The following is a 16,584-nucleotide window of genomic DNA, read 5'->3' as shown; positions in this document are numbered from 1 at the left end:
TCGTCGAAATTCAGCACCCCGGTCAGCTCATCCCCGCGCCGGTCAAAGGTGATGCCCAGAAAGCGGATATAGGGCACGCCGCTGACCAGCGCGTTCAACGCGGCATCGCGGCGCTGCTTGACCACCTGCATCGGTTCGGGACGGGTCCGGGCCATCTCAGCGACCCTCCACGGTAAACGCACCGGCAGCGGTGGCGACGGGACGGTCGGTATCGTCATCGGTGGCAACAGCACGAACAAAGGCCACATTGCGCGTGATATGATGACAGGTCGCACGGGTGGTGATGGTCTGCCCCGGGGTCGCGGCCCGCATGTAGTCGATCCTGAGGTCGATTGTCGCAGTTCCGCCCGGCGCTGCGGGATGACTCATGACTGCGGCGCCGCAGCAGGTGTCCAGCATCGCCGACACCGCGCCGCCATGGATGACGCCGGTGCGCGGATCGCCCACCAGATCGGCGTTGTAGGGCATGGAAATCTCGGCCTCGCCCTGACCGATATGGGTCAACTCCAGCCCCAGCGCCTTGGCATGGGGTATCGCCTGGATGAATTGCCGGGCCAGTTTCACCTTGTCTGTCATGCGCTTGCGATCCCGCCTTTGTTCCGCTCCTTTATGAGCAGGCCGCGACACAAAGGGCAAGCCCGGCAGTTGCGCTGGAATTCGCAAGCCCCTAGGTTGCGGGCAAGGAGATTGGACATGCCCGAGACGCGTTTGTCATTCAAGGAGATGTGCGCCGAGTTCGACGTGACCCCGCGCACGCTCAGATATTACGAGTATATCGAACTCCTCCAGCCCGACCGCGAGGGTCGCGCCCGCTATTATGGCGCCCGCGAGCGGGCGCGGATGAAGCTGATCATGCGCGGCCGACGCTTTGGATTTGCGCTGGAAGAAATCCGTCAGTGGCTGCTGATCTACGAGGACGAAGGCAACCAGGCGCAGATGACCGCCTTTGTCGAAATGGCCGACCGCCAGATGAACGAATTGCGCCTGCAACAGCAGCAACTGGAAGAAGCCATGAGCGAGTTGCAGCAGCTGCGTGAACAAACCGCCAAAGGCATCAAGTAAACCGCTCCTTGCCGCAAACGTGATCCGGGCGCGCGCGCCGATGGGTTGCCTTTGATCCCTGCCTGGCGCAGGCTGGACCCTGCCCTGCACCTGCCGGCGGGGCCTTTGCGGGAGGATCAGATGCCGAACCCTGCACTCCTTGTGACCCTGATGATCGCGGCCATTGCACTGGCGGCCTGTGATCCCGGTCCAACCGGCTATGGCACCGCGCCTGCGGGCGTCGACCAGGCGCAATGGGACCGCGAGATCGCCGCCCGCCGTCAGGCGCGCAGCGACTTCTACCGCGGGCCACGCGGCGGTGCCACCGGACGCTGATTCCGCAGCTTTACCGTCGGTACCAGCCGCGAAACACAGTTCGGACGCGGCTTCCGCCGGGTAAGGAAATGTCGCCAAAGGCGCCTTCCGCGACTTGATCTTACGTCAGCAAAAAAGTGACGTGACGTTCAGCTTACGTCAACGTCAACTGAATGTTGTAAACGGCGGGCAAGCTGATCACCTCTCTGCCATGACGCCAGCGACGAGAGATTGAGAGAATGACCGAAGACCTGATGACCATCCGCGAAATGTGCGACGCCTATGACGTGACGCCGCGCACGTTGCGGTTCTACGAATCCAAGGAGCTTCTGTTCCCGGTCCGGGAAGGTCAGAAGCGCCTGTTCACCAAACGCGACCGCGCCCGGCTGAAGCTGATCCTGCGTGGCAAGCGGTTCGGCTTCAGCCTGGAGCAGATCCGCCAGCTGCTGGACCTCTATCACGTGGGCGACCAGCAGCACATGCAGCTGAACCGCACCTACGAGATCGCCCATGAGCGGCTTGCCGATATGGAGGCCCAGCGCGACGAGCTGACCCAGGCCATCGACGACCTGCGCGAACAGCTGCGCTGGGGCGAGAAGGTGCTTGCCTCGATGAAAGACACCAATAAGGCGGCCGAATAAGCCGCCTGATCCGACACCAGACCCACGACTTCAGGGAGCCATCCATGCCCATCTATACCGCCCCCACCAAGGACACGCAGTTCATCCTGCACGACGTTCTCAAGGTCTCGCAATCCGACACCCCCGGCTATGCCGAACTGGACGCCGATTTCACCGGCGCCGTGCTGGAAGAGGCCGGCAAGATCGCTACCAACGTGCTGCACCCGCTGAACGCGGTGGGCGATACCGAGGGCTGCCGGCTGGAAAACGGCGTGGTCTACACGCCGACCGGGTTCAAGGACGCCTTTGAACAGGTCAAGGAAGGCGGCTGGACCGGGCTGGACATGCCCGAGCAATATGGCGGCCAGAACATGCCCTATGTGATCGGCACCGCAGTGGGCGAGATGTTCTCGGCCTCGAACCAGGCCTTCACCATGTATCAGGGCCTGACCCATGGCGCCGCCTCGGCGATTCTGGCGCATGGCTCGGACGCGCAGAAGGATACCTATCTGCCCAAGATGGTATCCTGCGAATGGACCGGCACCATGAACCTGACCGAGCCCCATTGCGGCACCGATCTGGGCCTGATGCGCACCAAGGCCGAACCGCAGGCGGACGGTTCCTACAAGATCACCGGGCAGAAGATCTTCATCTCGTCGGGCGATCACGATATGGCCGACAACATCGTGCACCTGGTGCTGGCCAAGATCGTGGGCGGTCCCGAGGGCATCAAGGGCGTGTCGCTGTTCATTGTGCCGAAGTTCATGGTGAACGAGGATGGCAGCCTGGGCGCGCGCAATGCCGTCTCGGTCGGCAAGATCGAGGAAAAGATGGGCATCCACGGCAACTCGACCTGCGTGATGAACTATGACGGCGCCACCGGCTATCTGCTGGGCGAGGAACACAAGGGCATGCGCGCCATGTTCACCATGATGAACGAGGCGCGGCTGGGTGTCGGCATGCAGGGCCTGGCCCAGGCCGATGCCGCGTACCAGAACGCGCTGGAATATGCCAAGGACCGGCTTCAGGGCCGCGACGTGACCGGGGCCAAGAACCCCGACGGCCCGGCCGATCCGTTGATCGTGCACCCCGACATCCGTCGCAACCTGATGGATCAGAAGAGCTTTACCGAGGGCGCCCGCGCCTTCATCCTGTGGGGCGCCACCATGATCGACGCGGCCCATCGCGCAGGCGACAAGGATGCCGATGGGCTGGTGTCGCTGCTGACACCGGTGATCAAGGGCTTCCTGACCGATCAGGGCTATGACATGACCGTGCAGGCGCAGCAGGTCTATGGCGGCCATGGCTACATCGAGGAATGGGGCATGTCGCAATATACCCGCGACGCCCGTATCGCGATGATCTACGAAGGCGCCAACGGCGTGCAGGCGCTGGACCTGGTGGGCCGCAAGCTCGCCCAGGACGGCGGCAAGCACGTGATGGCCTTCTTCGAACTGGTCAAGACCTTCTGCAAGGACAACGCAGGCGAGGACGAAGCCTATGACAAGGGGTTCATCGAACCGCTGAAAGCGGCGTCCAAGGATCTTCAGGCGGCGGGCATGTATTTCATGCAGAACGGCATGAAGAACCCCAACAACGCGCTGTCGGGTTCCTATGACTTCATGCACATGTTCGGCCATGTCTGCCTGGGCCTGATGTGGGCGCAGATGGCCAAGGCCGCCCGCGCCGCGCTGGCTGGCGGCGCCTCGGATACCGCGTTCTATGAGACGAAGATCGCGACCGGGCGCTACTACATGGCCCGCCGCCTGCCCGCCACCGCCATGCACCTGGCCCGCATCCAGACCGGCGCCGAAACGGTCATGGCCCTGGACGCGGCGAACTTCTAAGCTGCCGGGTGGGCAGAGATGCCCACCCACCCCAGCCCGACAGGAGAGCCCGATGCCGAAACGTTTCCGCCTGACCCGCCGCTTCCCGGTTGCGATGACCGAGGACGGCTATCGCAGGCTCAAGAGCTTCTCGCGCGAGGCCGGGCTGGACGAAGGCGAGGCCTTGTCCTTCTTGTTCGAGAATTTCAACAGCGTGATAAACGAGGAGAACCTGATCCACCGGCTGCGCCTGTTCAACGCCGAGCTCGACGACCGCAAGCGGTAAAAGACGCCTTCGGCGAGAGTATTTGCAGCGGAATGAAGACCATGCGTGTCCACCCCGCCCTCCGGCCCGACCGCCAGGCGGAACGCAGGCGGGACGGCGGGGCTTCACTCCGCGCGGTCATCGGCTCTCCAGCCTGTACCGCAGCCGGAAACAGACCAGATTAACCTTAATGCCCGGTAAAGAGGCCCCTGCTTCATTTCGCCGGAAATACTCCACGGGGGTGCGGGGGTGTGAAACCCCCGCCGCGACATTGGCCAAGGGAGGCGACGATGACGATCAAACTCTACTGCTTCGGAGAAAGCGGAAATTCCTACAAGGCGGCGCTGGCGCTGCAACTCTCGGGCCTCGACTGGGAGCCGGTCTTTGTCGACTTCTTCGGCGGCGAGACCCGCACGCCCGAATTCCGCGCCAATATCAATGCGCTGGGCGAGGCGCCGGTGCTGGTCGATGGCGATTTCAAGACCGGGCAATCCGGCGCGATCCAGGCCTATGTGACCGAGGCATCCGGCAAGTTCGGCGGCAAGACCCGTGAAGAGAATTACGAGATCCTGCGCTGGGTGCTGTGGGACAACCACAAGCTCAGCTCGATGGCCGGTCTGACCCGCTTCCTGATGAACTTCCTGCCCGAGGACAAGCGCCCGCAAGAGGTGATCGCCTTCAATCAGGGCCGGCTCAAGGCCGCCTATGCCACGCTGAACGCCCATCTCGAGGGCCGTGACTGGATCGTGGGTGATGGCCCCACCAATGCCGATCTCAGCTGCTGCGGCTACCTCTATTATCCCGAACCTTTCGGCTTTGACCGCGCCGACTGGCCCCATATCGACGCCTGGCTGGACCGCATCGCCGCCCTGCCCGGCTGGAAACACCCCTATGACCTGATGCCCGGCAATCCGTCGGATCGCGCTTGAGGAGACCAAGATGACCGAAGCTTATATCTATGACGCCGTGCGCACACCGCGTGGCAAGGGCCGCAAGGACGGCAGCCTGCACGAGGTGACCTCGGTGCGCCTCAGCGCGCTGACGCTGAACGCGCTGAAAGAGCGCAACAATCTCGAAGGTCACGCGGTCGAGGACGTGATCTGGGGCAACGTGACCCAGGTGATGGAACAGGGCGGCTGCCTGGCGCGGACCGCGGTGCTGGCCTCGGATCTCGACCAGTCGATCCCGGGGCTTGCCATCAACCGGTTCTGTGCCAGCGGCATGGAGGCGGTGAACCTGGCCGCCAACCAGGTCAAGGGCGGCGCGGGCGATGCCTATATCGCCGGCGGGGTCGAGATGATGGGCCGCGTGGCCATGGGCAGCGACGGCGCCGCCATCGCCGTCGATCCCAGCATCGCGATGGAGACCTATTTCGTGCCGCAGGGCATCTCGGCCGACATCATCGCCACCGAATACGGCTTCACCCGCGACCAGGCCGACGCGCTGGCGATGGAGAGCCAGCGCCGCGCCAAGGAGGCCTGGGACGAGGGCCGCTTTGCCAAATCGGTGATCCCGGTACGCGACCAGAACGGGCTGACCATCCTGGATCATGACGAATACATGCGTCCGGGCACCGATATGCAGTCTCTGGGCGGCCTCAACCCCGCCTTCCAGATGATGGGCGAGCAGATGCCCGGCTTCGACAAGATCGCGATGCTGAAATACCCGCATCTGGAGCGGATCAACCATATCCACCATGCGGGCAACTCCTCGGGCATCGTGGACGGCGCCGCCGGCGTGCTGATCGGCAACAAGGAATTCGGCGAGAAATACGGGCTGAAGCCGCGCGCGCGCATCAAGGCCACCGCCAAGATCGGCACCGATCCGACCATCATGCTGACCGGCCCGGTGCCGGTGACCGAAAAGATCCTGGCCGATAACGGCATGAAGATCGGCGATCTCGACCTGTTTGAGGTGAACGAGGCCTTTGCATCGGTCGTCCTGCGCTTCCAGCAGGCCTTTGATGTCGACCCGGCGCTGGTCAACGTCAACGGCGGCTCGATTGCCATGGGTCACCCGCTGGGCGCCACCGGCGCGATCATCATCGGCACCCTGCTGGACGAGCTGGAGCGTCGTGACCTGGAAACCGGTCTTGCAACGCTCTGCATCGCGTCCGGCATGGGCGCGGCCACGATCATCGAGCGCGTGTGATGCCGAAACTGGACCTCGACAGTATCGAACGGCGTATCGGCTCGGTCTATCCGGGTCGGCTGAACGCGGCCATGGATGGCCGATCCAGCCTGCGCCTGGGCGATGCCGGCGGGCTGAGCCAGTTCGGTGTCAACCTCGTGCGGCTGGAACCCGGAGCGATGTCGTCGCTGCGCCATTACCACATGGAGCAGGACGAGTTCGTAATGGTGACCGAGGGTGCGCTGGTTCTGATCGACGACCAGGGCGAGCATCCGATGGTTCCGGGCGACTGCGCCACCTTTCCCGCTGGCGACCCGAACGGGCACCAGTTCGTCAATCGCACCGATGCGCCCGCCACCTTCCTGGTGGTGGGCACGCGGACCCCGACCGAGACCGCTTTTTACAGCGATATGGACATGATGGTGAAACAGGATGCCTCGGGCTTCGCTTTCACCCGCAAGGATGGCAGCCCGCTGACGGCTGACCAGATCGGAGACGACAATGAGTGATTTTACACTGACCAAGGACGCCGACGGCGTCGCCTTCATCACCTGGGATGCTCAGGGCAAGTCGATGAACGTGATGACCCGCGAGGCCTTTGAACTGGTTGACAGCCTGGTCGATCAGGCGCTGGCCGATGACGAGGTCAAGGGCATCGTCATCACCAGCGGCAAGTCGGATTTTGCCGGTGGCATGGACCTGAACACGCTGGCGGTGATCCGCGAGGAAGCGGGCGACAACCCGGCTCAGGGCCTGTTCGACTTTGTCATGGGCGGCCACCGCATCCTGCGCAAGCTGGAACTGGCGGGCATGGACCCCAAGACCAAGAAGGGCGGCAAGCCGGTGGCCTGCGCCATCAACGGCACCTGCGCCGGGATCGGCACCGAGATCGCGCTGGCCTGTCACCACCGGGTGATGACCAGCAATCCCAAGGCCAAGATCGGCCTGCCCGAGATCCTGCTGGGCATCTTCCCCGGCGGCGGCGGCACCATCCGCTATTCCCGCATGGTGGGCGCCATGGCGGCGGCCCCGGTCCTCTTGGAAGGCAAGATGATGGACCCGGCCAAGGCCAAGGGCGCGCAGATGGTCGATGCCCTGGCGGATGATCCGGTCGCCGCGGCCAAGGAATGGGTGCTGAACGCCAAGGATGCCGATCTGGTCAAACCCTGGGACGCCAAGGGATACAAGATGCCCGGCGGCGCCCCCTATCATCCAGCGGGTTTCATGACCTTTGTCGGCGCCTCGGCCATGGTCAACGGCAAGACCCAGGGTGCCTTCCCCGCGCCCAAGGCGCTGTTGAGCGCCATCTACGAGGGCGCGCTGGTCGATTTCGACACCGCGCTGCGCATCGAGGCGCGCTGGTTCACCCATGTACTGATGAACCCCTCCTCCTCGGCCATGATCCGCAGCCTCTTCATCAACAAGCAGGCGCTGGAAAAAGGCGCCGTGCGGCCCAAGGACATCCCCGACCAGCGGGTCAAGAAACTAGGCGTGCTGGGCGCGGGCATGATGGGCGCGGGCATCGCGCTGGTCAGCGCGCAGGCGGGCATGGAGGTCGTTCTGATCGACCGTGACCAGGCCGCCGCCGACAAGGGCAAGGCCTATACCGAAGCCTATCTCGACAAGGGGATGAAGCGCGGCAAGGTTACCGCCGAAAAGAAAGAGGCGATGCTGGGCCTGATCACCGCCACCCCGGATCTGGACGCGCTCAAGGGCTGTGACCTGATCATCGAGGCGGTGTTCGAAGATCCGGGCGTCAAGGCCGAGATGACCAAGAAGGTCGAGGCGATCATCCCCGAGGACTGCATCTTTGCCTCCAACACCTCGACCCTGCCGATCACCGGCCTGGCCAAGGCAAGCGTGCGGCCCGAGCAGTTCATCGGCATCCACTTCTTCTCGCCGGTCGAGAAGATGCTGCTGGTCGAGATCATCAAGGGCAAGGAAACCGGACCGCGCGCGGTGGCCAAGGCGCTGGATTACGTGCGCCAGATCCGCAAGACCCCGATCGTGGTCAATGATGCGCGCTTCTTCTACTGCAACCGCTGCATCATCCCCTATGTCAACGAAGGCGCGCGGATGATCACCGAAGGCGTGTCGCCGGTGCTGATCGACAATGCGGCGCGGCAGTTGGGCTTCCCGGTGGGTCCGATCCAGCTGACCGACGAGACCTCGATCGATCTCGGCGCCAAGATCGCGCGGGCGACCAAGGCGGCGATGGGCGATGCCTATCCCGAAAGCCCGGCGGATGACCTGATCTTCTGGATGGAAGAGCTGGGGCGGATGGGCCGCAAGGCCAATGCGGGCTTCTTCGACTATGACGACAAGGGCAAGCGCACCGGCTACTGGAAAGGCCTCCAGGACAAGTACCCGCTGGCCGACGAACAACCCGACCTGATCGAGGTTCAGGAACGGCTGATGTTCGCCCAGGTGCTGGAAGCGGTCCGCGCGCTGGAGGAAGGCGTGCTGGAAGACATCCGCGAAGGCGACGTGGGCGCCATCCTGGCCTGGGGCTTTGCCCCCTGGTCGGGCGGCCCGCTCAGCTGGATCGACATCATCGGCACGCCCTATGCGGCGGACCGCTGCGACCAGCTGGCGGCGAAATACGGCGAGCGCTTCGCCTGCCCGCCGCTGCTCCGCGAAATGGCCGACAAGGGCCAGAGCTTCTATGGACGTTTCGACCCCGAGGCGAAATCGGCGGCCTGAAACGCGGCCTGAAAAAGAGTACCGGCGCCCTCTCACGGAGGCGCCGGTTTGTCATAAGGGGGGGTCTGATCAGCCGAACGGGTTCGGCGCAACCGGGCGGCCAGGGCGTGGCGGACGCATCGGCAGGTTGGGTAGATCAGCAGGTTCGCAGCCCAGCGCGCGATCGTCATCATCGTCGATCAGGCAGTTGACCAGGAACCGCGCCGCCGCGCCACCAAGCCGTTCGTATAGCGCTTTGTGCGAAATATCAGCGCTGTCCAGCAGTTGCCGGGGTGCCGGGCAATGGACAAGTAACCCGCCCTCGACATAGATCACTTCGTCCTGGCGAAAGGCCAGCGTGGTCAGCTCTATCCGGTCGCTGGGCCGACCCGCCGCGATACCGCGATAGCCACGCAGCAGGCGGGCGGGCACCACCGCATAGGGATCGCCCAGCGTATCCAGCACCGCCTCGCATTCCACCAGCAGGCCCTGATCGGGCATCAGCCACAAATCTTGTCGGTTGTGGCACGCCCCTTTTGGCACCCGAACCGGGTGCAACGCGGTTGGCCGATCGGTCGGCAACGTCACCGTCTCCCTTTGGATATCGGCAACCGTCTGCATGGCATGGTCAAAGGTCAGTACCTTGTCGCCCACCTTGAGCGTTTCCACGGGTTGCCAGCCAAGATTGGAGGCGATCGAGGTTCCCGCCAGGAACCCCGATTGCCCTGTGATCAGCGGTCCGTCGAGCATCGCCATAGCGTCTTCCATGACGGGACTCTCCCCCGCTCCTTTTTGTTTCCATCCGAACATACGCGCCGTCCCTCATGTGGCAGCAGCAAGAGCCTGGCTTGCCGGATTAACCAAGTTGTGAGGACAGGACACTCGATTCGAGGGCCGGAAACAGGCCGCGACAAGGGAGAAATTGTGGCATTGGCCGGGCTATTTCGGACAATGCCGCGCGGTCTGGCGGATTGACGCCGAGCGCGCAACAGCCCCCTAGTCGAAGCGGTAACCAAACCGAGCGATATCGCTTGCACAGGCCTCGCCCAAGGCCTCGGCGGCGCGGTCCGAGTAGTACGTGCGATAATCGGCGGCGCGCTCGGACCGGTTCGCGCGCGGCATGTCCAGCGCAAAGCCCAGATGCGCGGTCAGCGGTGCCAGATCGGTCTCCAGATGCTCCAGCCGGATATAGGCGGCGCAGTGTTCCACCCCGTCGGCCCGGCGCATATAGCTGGGGGCCGGGGCCGCACGAAAGGCCGCCAGCGTCTGCGGAGCGGTGACAAAACCCTCGAACTCCACCCGCCGGGCCAGATGTACCGCCGGATGGTCAAAGCCCTGCACCCGCAGCCAGTGATAATAGCTGACAGCCCGGTCCCAGGGATTGCGCACAAGGGTGAAGGCAAAGAGGTCGGCCAGCGCCTCAGGCGCGATCAGCCCGTCGATATCGGCCAGGGTCGAATGTTTCCACAAGCGACCGCGCGCCCGAACCCCCTTCAGACGACCGCGCCGGCGGATCGCCTTGGGTGTGTCGCCGATCAGGATGTCATCCTTCATCGCCCGCGCCTCCAGCGCCAGCGCCAGCGAGGTGCCGCCCGTCTTGGGGATGTGCACGAAGATATAGCCGCGACCCGGTGAAATGATCATGCCGTCACGGTAGCGACGCGGACAGCGGCCCTCAACCCGATCTGAGCGCGATGATCGCGCCCGCCAGCACGATCAGCCCGATGCCCAGCATTTGCCAGGGCCCCAACCCCACGCCCAGCACGACCCAGGCAAAGAGCGGACCAAAGATCATCACCGAGAATTCGAAGACAGAGACATAAGAGGGCTCGCCCAGTTGATAGGCCCGGATCAACATGAAGACGGCGGTGGCCGATCCCACTGCCTGAAGCGCAACCCAAGGCATCGCCTCGGTCATCGGCCAGACCCAGCCGCGCGCGACGAACCCGTCCGGCCCAGGCACCGGCGCCGCAGGAAAGAACGCCAGCCAGATCAATCCCGCCAGACCGGTCAGGCCCAACGCCGTCACCATCGCCGCCAGCAGCGCCGCCGTGCTCTCGCCCGCGCAGTGGTTGCGGGTGACCACCGCACCCAACGCATAGAAGAACCCTCCCGCAACCGGGATCAGCACCGTCGCATCGAAGGCGGCCGGATCGGGTTGCAACACGAACAGGATACCGGCAAAGCCCATCAGAACCGCCAGGATGCGCCAGGGTCCGATCCGCTGGCGCAATCCAAAGGCGGTGATCAGCAGCACGAAGATCGGCGAGGTGAACAACCCCGCCAGCGCCTGCGCGATCGGCATGAAGGCCAAAGCACTGAAATAGAACAGCATCGCCACCGTCAACAACAGGCTGCGCAACAGGACCCAGCCCTTGCGGCGCGGCAGCAATCCACCCAGACCCATCAGAGACATCAGCGCCACCAGGGGCAGCATCATCACCGCGCGGGTGAAATGGAACTGCCACAGCCCGATGCTCTCGGCCAGCCGGATCACGAAATTGTCGATCACGCCGATGATGCTCATCGCCGCGATCATGTAGAGTGCCGCCGCCAGGGGCGCCGAAGGATTTTCTGCCTGCATCCCGACGGAATAGTCGGGGCTTGCGAACTGGTCTTGTCCCAAAGCGACACCGGAGACAGGTTTTTCCTGCGACCTCAGACACCGCGCTACCCATTTGCCGCTGGCCCGGCAACGGTGTAGTCTGATGAAAAACGAGAACGAGCATCCCGTACCAGGCATGACAGCGCTCAAGCAATACGAACGGATCGAGGCAACCGGCCTCTGGCGCCCTGCGCCAGAAGCTCAGAGGCGTGAGGTTCTGGTCTCGATCGGCGAAGCGACGCTGACGATCTCTGATTTCAATGATCGGGCCCTGACCCACTGGTCGCTGGCGGCATTGGAACGACAAAACCCCGGCGCATTCCCGGCGCTCTATTCCCCCGACGGTGATCCGGGCGAAACGCTGGAACTGGCCGAAGGCGAGACCACGATGATCACCGCAATAGACCGCCTGCAACGGGCCATAGACAGCCGGCGGGCCCGTCCCGGTCGCATCCGCTGGATTACTGTGGCGCTGGTGATGACGGTTGTGCTGGCGGGACTGGCCCTTTGGCTGCCCGGCGCCTTGAGGCGGCATGTGGTAGCGGTGGTTCCCGAGATCAAGCGGCAAGAGATCGGCCGCGCAGTTCTGGTCCGCGTAGAGCGGGTCACCGGGCAGGCTTGTACCGGCGAGGAGACCGACGCGATCCTGTCCCGGCTTGCCCAACGCACTGGTGTGCGGCGGCTGGTCGTGGTGCCCGGAGGGCGCGCGGACAGCTTGTTCTTACCTGGCGGTATCGTAGTTCTGAACCACGCGCTGATCGGTGATCACGAGGACAGTTCCATCGCCGCGGGTTACATCCTGGCAGAGCGCGCCCGGGCTCAGGCCCAGGATCCGCTCGATGACCTGCTTTATCGCGCTGGCCCTGTCGCGTCGTTCCGGCTGTTGACGACCGGTTCACTGACACCTGGCATTCTTGACAGCTATGCCGAGCGCGTGCTGGCCGAACCACGCCCCGATCTTCCCGATGAAACGCTGCTGGGAGTGTTCAGCCAGGCAGCGATCCCGTCGTCACCTTATGCCTATGCGCGCGACATCACCGGCGAAACCGTGCTGGGCCTGATCGAGGCCGACCCGATGACGGGACGCACGCTGGAACCGGTTCTGGCCGATCGCGACTGGGTTCGGTTGCAGGATATCTGCGGCGGCTAAGACACCCGCTCCGGTCACAAACGAAAAGGGCCGCCAGGTTGGCGGCCCTTTTCGCTAAAAAAACATAATCAGCGGCTGCTTCGCGTCACCTTACCCGCCGTACCGGCCGGGGCGCTGCGCGTTGACAATCGCAAATGCAGAGGTGGCTTGGCACCATTTGTATATGCCCGTTCGCCATGCACCACGGTGATCGTTCTGGGATTGGTCTCGACCGGCAGCAGGGTACGCGGCAGTTCGCGAGTCCAAAGCTGTTCCATCTGTGCGTCCCCTTCGGCAGTACGCATACCGCGCAGCGGGTTCAACCGGCCATCCTCGCGATGAACAGCTCGGAACCCTGTGGGGGTGTTGAAACTGCTATACTGGATCGCCGGGCGCAGGGTGCGTTCGGCCCTATGCGGGTTGAGCCGATCGTCGGTCCAGACTGGCCGATAGCCGGCCGGAATCTGCACATTGGTGGTGTTCTGACGTTTGTCGTAGATATGTTGTGGCACGACGCGGGTGTTGAGCGAAACGCGAACTCCGGTGTCGCCTACTTTCAGCGACGAGTTCTTGCGGGTGCCATAGGTGATCGGAGGCTCTGCCTGTGGTCCGCAGCGCACTCCGGTCTGATTGATATAGCGCTGGCTCAGTGTCGAAGCGTTGGAACAGCCCCCCGTCGCCGCAGCTGGCGCAACCATGCGTGGCTTTACCTGCGCAGGCGCTGCGGCCGGTGCCACGGGCACGGCGACCGAAGTCGGGCGCGCGGTGGTGGTCCGGGTAGTCGGTACCGCGACAGGGCGCGCGGTGGCGGCCCGGATTGTCGGCGTCCGGGGTGTGGTCGCGGTGCGAACCGTCGTTGCAGGCGTTGTGCGGACGGTTGTCGCCGGAGCTGTTCGGGGTGCTGGGCTAGCCGCCGTGCGCACCTGCGGTTTCGGCGTCGCGGTGGCGGTTGTCCTGGTCGTGGGTTTCGCTGCAGGCTGGTCGAGGGTGATCACCTTCGGCGCTGCTTGTTGCGGCGCGGCCTTGGTCGCCCCGGCCACTGCGGTAGGCTTGTAACCACAGACTTGCTTGCGCTCGCGAGAGACGCGTGGCACCCAGGTCACATTACCGTCTATGCCAGCGCGGATATAGATGCACCCACGGCTGTCAACGTATTGCTTGCCCTGGTAGGAAGTGGGCGGAAACTCGGCCGGTGGTGTCGCGTTGCGCAACGTCTGAGCGTTCAGCGTACTGAATCCGATACTGAGCCCGATCACCGAAAGCGCAACAATTCTTGTAACTCGCATACCTGCCCCCACAAGATGTGGACGCAGGATGCAGGAAATCCCATAGTTAGTAAAGCGACAGTTGCCGCAATCTGCCCCTATTTCGTGCCGAACATGCGGTCACCGGCATCGCCCAGGCCCGGCATGATATAGCCCTTGGAGTTCAGCGCCCGGTCGAGCGAAGCGGTGACGATCGGCACATCCGGGTGCGCCTCTTTCATCCGCGCCACGCCTTCGGGCGCGGCCAGCAGGCAGAGGAAGCGGATATCGGTGGCGCCAGCCTGTTTCAGCAGGTCGATGGCTGCGGCGGAACTATTGCCTGTGGCCAGCATAGGATCGACCGCGATCACCAGCCGATCCTGCAACCCTTCGGGCACCTTGAAATAATACTGCACCGGTTGCAGCGTTTCCTCGTCGCGATAAAGGCCGACAAAGCCGACCCGCGCCGAAGGGACCAGTTCCAGCACCCCGTCGAGCATGCCGTTGCCCGCCCGCAGGATCGACACCAGCGCCAGCTTCTTGCCCGCGAGTATAGGCGCCTCCATCTCTTCCAGCGGGGTCTCGATGGTGCGGGTGGTCAGCGGCATCTCACGCGTGACCTCATAGGCCAAAAGCTGGGTGATCTCGCGCAGAAGCTGGCGGAATGATGCGGTCGAGGTGCCCTTGTCCCGCATCAGGGTCAGTTTGTGCTGCACCAGCGGGTGGTCGACGACGGTCAGATGTTCGTTCATGATGTCTCCAGTCTCTTTGCGACCCGGCTCCGGGTGTCTTCATCGCAGAATGCCGCGCCAAGCGCCGTGGCGTTCAGGTGGGCGAAATCCTCTGCCCCCCAGCCAAAGGCCTTGGCCAGCATCTCATATTCGCGCCGCATCGTGGTATGGAAAAACGGCGGATCGTCGGTGGATATGGTGACGCGGACACCCGCGTCGCGCAGCCGCGCGATGGGATGGGCCGCAAACGAGGGGTAAAGGCCCAGCACCACGTTCGAGCCGGGACAGACCTCGAGCGTGACGCCCCGGTCGGCCAGTTCATGCACCAGATCGGGGTCCTCGATGGCGCGCACCCCATGGCCGATGCGTTCGACCCCCAGCACACGCACCGCGTCTCGCACGCTTTCCGGCCCGCCAAATTCGCCCGCATGGGTGGTGAGTCTCAGCCCCGCCTCGCGCGCACAGTCGAAGGACCAGGCATAATCGCCCTGTTTGCCCACACCCTCGTTGCCGCCCATGCCGAACCCCACGATCCAGTCGCCCGCCGTCTCGGCAGCGCAGCGGGCGGCGCGCTTGGCCTGATCGGGGCCGAAATGGCGCACACAGGTGACGACACCACGCAGGGTGATGCCCAGTTTCGCCTCGGCCGCGTCCGCAGCATCGCGGATGGCCGCCAGGTAGTCGCGCCAGGCGGCGACATCGCCGCCACCGCAGAAATCGGGGCTGAGGAAGGTCTCGGAATAGACCACCCCGTTCTCGGCGCTTTGTTCCAGGATGGCCCAGGTCAGGCGGCGGAATTCCTCGGGGCCGGTCAGCACCGAGGAAGCGGCTTCGTAGATGCTCAGGAAATGGGTGAAATCGCGGAAATCATAGGACCCGTCGGGCTTGAAGATGCCGCGCAGGTCGATCTTTTTCTCATGCGCCAGCTGCCGGATCAGGGCGGGCGGTGCCGCGCCTTCGTGATGCAGGTGCAATTCGACCTTGGGCAGGTCGGCGACCGGGGGCTGTTCTTCGCTCACAGGAAACTCCTCCCCGGTCCCTGCGCCGGAATAGCCAGATGCGCCGCGACCGAGGCAGCGATATCGGCGAAATTCACCTGTCCGATCTGCCCGGCGCCACGCCCGGCCACCAGAACCGGCACCTGTTCGCGGGTGTGATCGGTACCGCTCCAGCTGGGATCGTTGCCATGATCGGCGGTCAGAACCATCAGGTCACCGGGCCGCAGGCTTTGCAGGATTTGCCCGACCTCACGGTCAAACCACTCCAGCGCCCGTGCATATCCGCTGATGTCGCGGCGGTGGCCGTAAAGGCTGTCGAACTCGACAAAATTGGCAAAGGTCAGGCTGCCCTCTTCGGCGGTGGCGACCAGCCGGGCAAGATGGGTCATCAGCTCGGCATCCGACCCTTTGACCACATCATCGATCCCCTGCATCGAGAAGATATCGCCGATCTTGCCAACGCCGTGCACATGGCGGCCCGCATCCTGCGCCCAGTTGGTTAGCACCGGCGCGGGCGGGGTGACGGCAAAATCCTTGCGGTTGGTGGTGCGGGTGAAACCGGTCTCGGGCGTACCGACAAAGGGCCGCGCGATCACCCGCCCTACCTTCATCGCATGCAGGCGCGGCGCGACGGCCTTGCACAGCGCCAAGAGCCGGTCGAGGCCAAAGGTCTCCTCATGCGCGGCGATCTGGAACACGCTGTCGGCGGAGGTGTAGCAAATGGGCTGACCCGTCCGCATATGCTCGGCCCCGTGGCGGTCGATGATCACCGTGCCCGAAGCGTGGCAATTGCCAAGGATACCGTCGCTGCCAGCAGCCTCGGCCACCGCCTGTGCCAGATCATCCGGAAAGGCGGGGGTCGTTTGAGGGAAATAGTGCCAGTCCCACGGCACCGGCAGGCCCGCCAGCTCCCAATGGCCCGACGGCGTGTCCTTGCCCCGGCTGTGTTCGCGCGCGCAGCCCCAGAGGCCGATTGGGTCCGCCGCCAGCCCCGGCGT

At 64.1% G+C, this 16,584-nt stretch carries 18 protein-coding genes and 1 pseudogene; 10 read left to right on the top strand and 9 right to left on the bottom strand.

Features of this window, described 5'->3' with window-relative positions:
• A pseudogene (locus AC2FNY_RS20765) lies at positions 1 to 155 on the bottom strand (PaaI family thioesterase); the annotation flags it as partial.
• A gap of 1 nt (position 156) precedes the next feature.
• Positions 157 to 576, bottom strand: coding sequence for a PaaI family thioesterase (locus tag AC2FNY_RS20760; protein WP_496803624.1), 420 nt, complete (start codon positions 574 to 576; stop codon positions 157 to 159).
• Between the two features lie 117 nt (positions 577 to 693).
• Here AC2FNY_RS20760 and AC2FNY_RS20755 point away from each other — a divergent pair, with 117 nt between their 5' ends.
• The 9 genes from AC2FNY_RS20755 to AC2FNY_RS20715 all read left to right on the top strand — a co-directional run bounded on the left by AC2FNY_RS20755 (position 694) and on the right by AC2FNY_RS20715 (position 8,900).
• Complete coding sequence (locus tag AC2FNY_RS20755) at positions 694 to 1,062, top strand: MerR family transcriptional regulator (protein WP_234138845.1); 369 nt, start codon at positions 694 to 696, stop codon at positions 1,060 to 1,062.
• A 120-nt stretch (positions 1,063 to 1,182) separates the two neighbouring features.
• Complete coding sequence (locus AC2FNY_RS20750; protein WP_234138844.1) at positions 1,183 to 1,377, top strand: hypothetical protein; 195 nt, start codon at positions 1,183 to 1,185, stop codon at positions 1,375 to 1,377.
• Between the two features lie 218 nt (positions 1,378 to 1,595).
• A complete protein-coding gene (locus tag AC2FNY_RS20745; RefSeq protein WP_234138843.1) occupies positions 1,596 to 1,997 on the top strand; it encodes a MerR family transcriptional regulator in 402 nt (133 codons plus the stop codon).
• Between the two features lie 44 nt (positions 1,998 to 2,041).
• Positions 2,042 to 3,823, top strand: a complete 1,782-nt coding sequence (locus AC2FNY_RS20740; RefSeq protein ID WP_234138842.1) for an acyl-CoA dehydrogenase C-terminal domain-containing protein — start codon at positions 2,042 to 2,044, stop codon at positions 3,821 to 3,823.
• Positions 3,824 to 3,875: 52 nt separating this feature from the next.
• Positions 3,876 to 4,088 (top strand): hypothetical protein, encoded by a 213-nt coding sequence (locus AC2FNY_RS20735; protein WP_011048616.1) that lies wholly within the window; start codon positions 3,876 to 3,878, stop codon positions 4,086 to 4,088.
• Positions 4,089 to 4,357: 269 nt separating this feature from the next.
• Entirely contained in the window at positions 4,358 to 4,996 is a 639-nt protein-coding gene (locus AC2FNY_RS20730; RefSeq protein ID WP_496803623.1) for a glutathione S-transferase family protein, read from the top strand.
• A 10-nt stretch (positions 4,997 to 5,006) separates the two neighbouring features.
• Positions 5,007 to 6,218, top strand: coding sequence for an acetyl-CoA C-acetyltransferase (locus AC2FNY_RS20725; RefSeq protein ID WP_234138840.1), 1,212 nt, complete (start codon positions 5,007 to 5,009; stop codon positions 6,216 to 6,218).
• Positions 6,218 to 6,706, top strand: a complete 489-nt coding sequence (locus AC2FNY_RS20720) for a cupin domain-containing protein (RefSeq protein WP_496803622.1) — start codon at positions 6,218 to 6,220, stop codon at positions 6,704 to 6,706. The genes AC2FNY_RS20725 and AC2FNY_RS20720 overlap by 1 nt, the downstream gene beginning before the upstream one ends.
• A complete protein-coding gene (locus tag AC2FNY_RS20715) occupies positions 6,699 to 8,900 on the top strand; it encodes a 3-hydroxyacyl-CoA dehydrogenase NAD-binding domain-containing protein (RefSeq protein ID WP_496803621.1) in 2,202 nt (733 codons plus the stop codon). The genes AC2FNY_RS20720 and AC2FNY_RS20715 overlap by 8 nt, the downstream gene beginning before the upstream one ends.
• Before the next feature lie 69 nt (positions 8,901 to 8,969).
• Here the strand turns inward: AC2FNY_RS20715 and AC2FNY_RS20710 are convergent, their stop codons facing one another.
• The 3 genes from AC2FNY_RS20710 to AC2FNY_RS20700 all read right to left on the bottom strand — a co-directional run bounded on the left by AC2FNY_RS20710 (position 8,970) and on the right by AC2FNY_RS20700 (position 11,505).
• A complete protein-coding gene (locus tag AC2FNY_RS20710) occupies positions 8,970 to 9,647 on the bottom strand; it encodes a Hint domain-containing protein (protein WP_234138837.1) in 678 nt (225 codons plus the stop codon).
• A 228-nt stretch (positions 9,648 to 9,875) separates the two neighbouring features.
• Positions 9,876 to 10,523 carry a sulfotransferase family 2 domain-containing protein gene (locus AC2FNY_RS20705; protein ID WP_234163097.1) on the bottom strand — a complete coding sequence of 216 codons (648 nt, stop codon included), beginning with the start codon at positions 10,521 to 10,523 and terminating at the stop codon, positions 9,876 to 9,878.
• A 31-nt stretch (positions 10,524 to 10,554) separates the two neighbouring features.
• Positions 10,555 to 11,505: a DMT family transporter gene (locus AC2FNY_RS20700; RefSeq protein WP_496803620.1), complete on the bottom strand. Its 951-nt coding sequence runs from the start codon at positions 11,503 to 11,505 to the stop codon at positions 10,555 to 10,557.
• A 115-nt stretch (positions 11,506 to 11,620) separates the two neighbouring features.
• On the opposite strand from AC2FNY_RS20700, the gene AC2FNY_RS20695 reads away from it, so the two are divergent.
• Positions 11,621 to 12,634, top strand: a complete 1,014-nt coding sequence (locus AC2FNY_RS20695; RefSeq protein WP_234139051.1) for a hypothetical protein — start codon at positions 11,621 to 11,623, stop codon at positions 12,632 to 12,634.
• Positions 12,635 to 12,702: 68 nt separating this feature from the next.
• On the opposite strand, the gene AC2FNY_RS20690 is transcribed toward AC2FNY_RS20695, so the two are convergent.
• The 4 genes from AC2FNY_RS20690 to AC2FNY_RS20675 form a co-directional block, all read right to left on the bottom strand.
• On the bottom strand, positions 12,703 to 13,311 hold the full coding sequence (locus AC2FNY_RS20690) for a hypothetical protein (protein ID WP_234138834.1): 609 nt from the start codon (positions 13,309 to 13,311) through the stop codon (positions 12,703 to 12,705).
• 665 nt (positions 13,312 to 13,976) lie between these two features.
• Positions 13,977 to 14,609, bottom strand: coding sequence for a uracil phosphoribosyltransferase (gene upp, locus AC2FNY_RS20685; RefSeq protein WP_234138832.1), 633 nt, complete (start codon positions 14,607 to 14,609; stop codon positions 13,977 to 13,979).
• Positions 14,606 to 15,607 carry an adenosine deaminase gene (locus AC2FNY_RS20680; RefSeq protein WP_496803619.1) on the bottom strand — a complete coding sequence of 334 codons (1,002 nt, stop codon included), beginning with the start codon at positions 15,605 to 15,607 and terminating at the stop codon, positions 14,606 to 14,608. The genes upp and AC2FNY_RS20680 overlap by 4 nt, the downstream gene beginning before the upstream one ends.
• The coding region (locus tag AC2FNY_RS20675; protein WP_496803618.1) for a phosphopentomutase at positions 15,604 to 16,584 on the bottom strand (981 nt) is incomplete at its 5' end. The genes AC2FNY_RS20675 and AC2FNY_RS20680, both read right to left, overlap by 4 nt.

The organism is Ruegeria sp. BHSC223, assembly GCF_059613025.1.
Note: the sequence above shows the minus strand (reverse complement) of the source record. Positions and strands in the feature narration are given on the sequence as shown.

Excerpts from the sequence above, each read along its gene's own strand:
- AC2FNY_RS20760 (WP_496803624.1), bottom strand. The coding sequence starts at position 576 with ATGACAGACAAGGTGAAACTGGCCCGGCAATTCATCCAGGCGATACCC.
- AC2FNY_RS20755 (WP_234138845.1), top strand. The coding sequence starts at position 694 with ATGCCCGAGACGCGTTTGTCATTCAAGGAGATGTGCGCCGAGTTCGAC.
- AC2FNY_RS20750 (WP_234138844.1), top strand. The coding sequence starts at position 1,183 with ATGCCGAACCCTGCACTCCTTGTGACCCTGATGATCGCGGCCATTGCA.
- AC2FNY_RS20745 (WP_234138843.1), top strand. The coding sequence starts at position 1,596 with ATGACCGAAGACCTGATGACCATCCGCGAAATGTGCGACGCCTATGAC.
- AC2FNY_RS20740 (WP_234138842.1), top strand. The coding sequence starts at position 2,042 with ATGCCCATCTATACCGCCCCCACCAAGGACACGCAGTTCATCCTGCAC.
- AC2FNY_RS20735 (WP_011048616.1), top strand. The coding sequence starts at position 3,876 with ATGCCGAAACGTTTCCGCCTGACCCGCCGCTTCCCGGTTGCGATGACC.
- AC2FNY_RS20730 (WP_496803623.1), top strand. The coding sequence starts at position 4,358 with ATGACGATCAAACTCTACTGCTTCGGAGAAAGCGGAAATTCCTACAAG.
- AC2FNY_RS20725 (WP_234138840.1), top strand. The coding sequence starts at position 5,007 with ATGACCGAAGCTTATATCTATGACGCCGTGCGCACACCGCGTGGCAAG.
- AC2FNY_RS20720 (WP_496803622.1), top strand. The coding sequence starts at position 6,218 with ATGCCGAAACTGGACCTCGACAGTATCGAACGGCGTATCGGCTCGGTC.
- AC2FNY_RS20715 (WP_496803621.1), top strand. The coding sequence starts at position 6,699 with ATGAGTGATTTTACACTGACCAAGGACGCCGACGGCGTCGCCTTCATC.
- AC2FNY_RS20710 (WP_234138837.1), bottom strand. The coding sequence starts at position 9,647 with ATGGAAGACGCTATGGCGATGCTCGACGGACCGCTGATCACAGGGCAA.
- AC2FNY_RS20705 (WP_234163097.1), bottom strand. The coding sequence starts at position 10,523 with ATGATCATTTCACCGGGTCGCGGCTATATCTTCGTGCACATCCCCAAG.
- AC2FNY_RS20695 (WP_234139051.1), top strand. The coding sequence starts at position 11,621 with ATGACAGCGCTCAAGCAATACGAACGGATCGAGGCAACCGGCCTCTGG.
- AC2FNY_RS20690 (WP_234138834.1), bottom strand. The coding sequence starts at position 13,311 with ATGGTTGCGCCAGCTGCGGCGACGGGGGGCTGTTCCAACGCTTCGACA.
- upp (WP_234138832.1), bottom strand. The coding sequence starts at position 14,609 with ATGAACGAACATCTGACCGTCGTCGACCACCCGCTGGTGCAGCACAAA.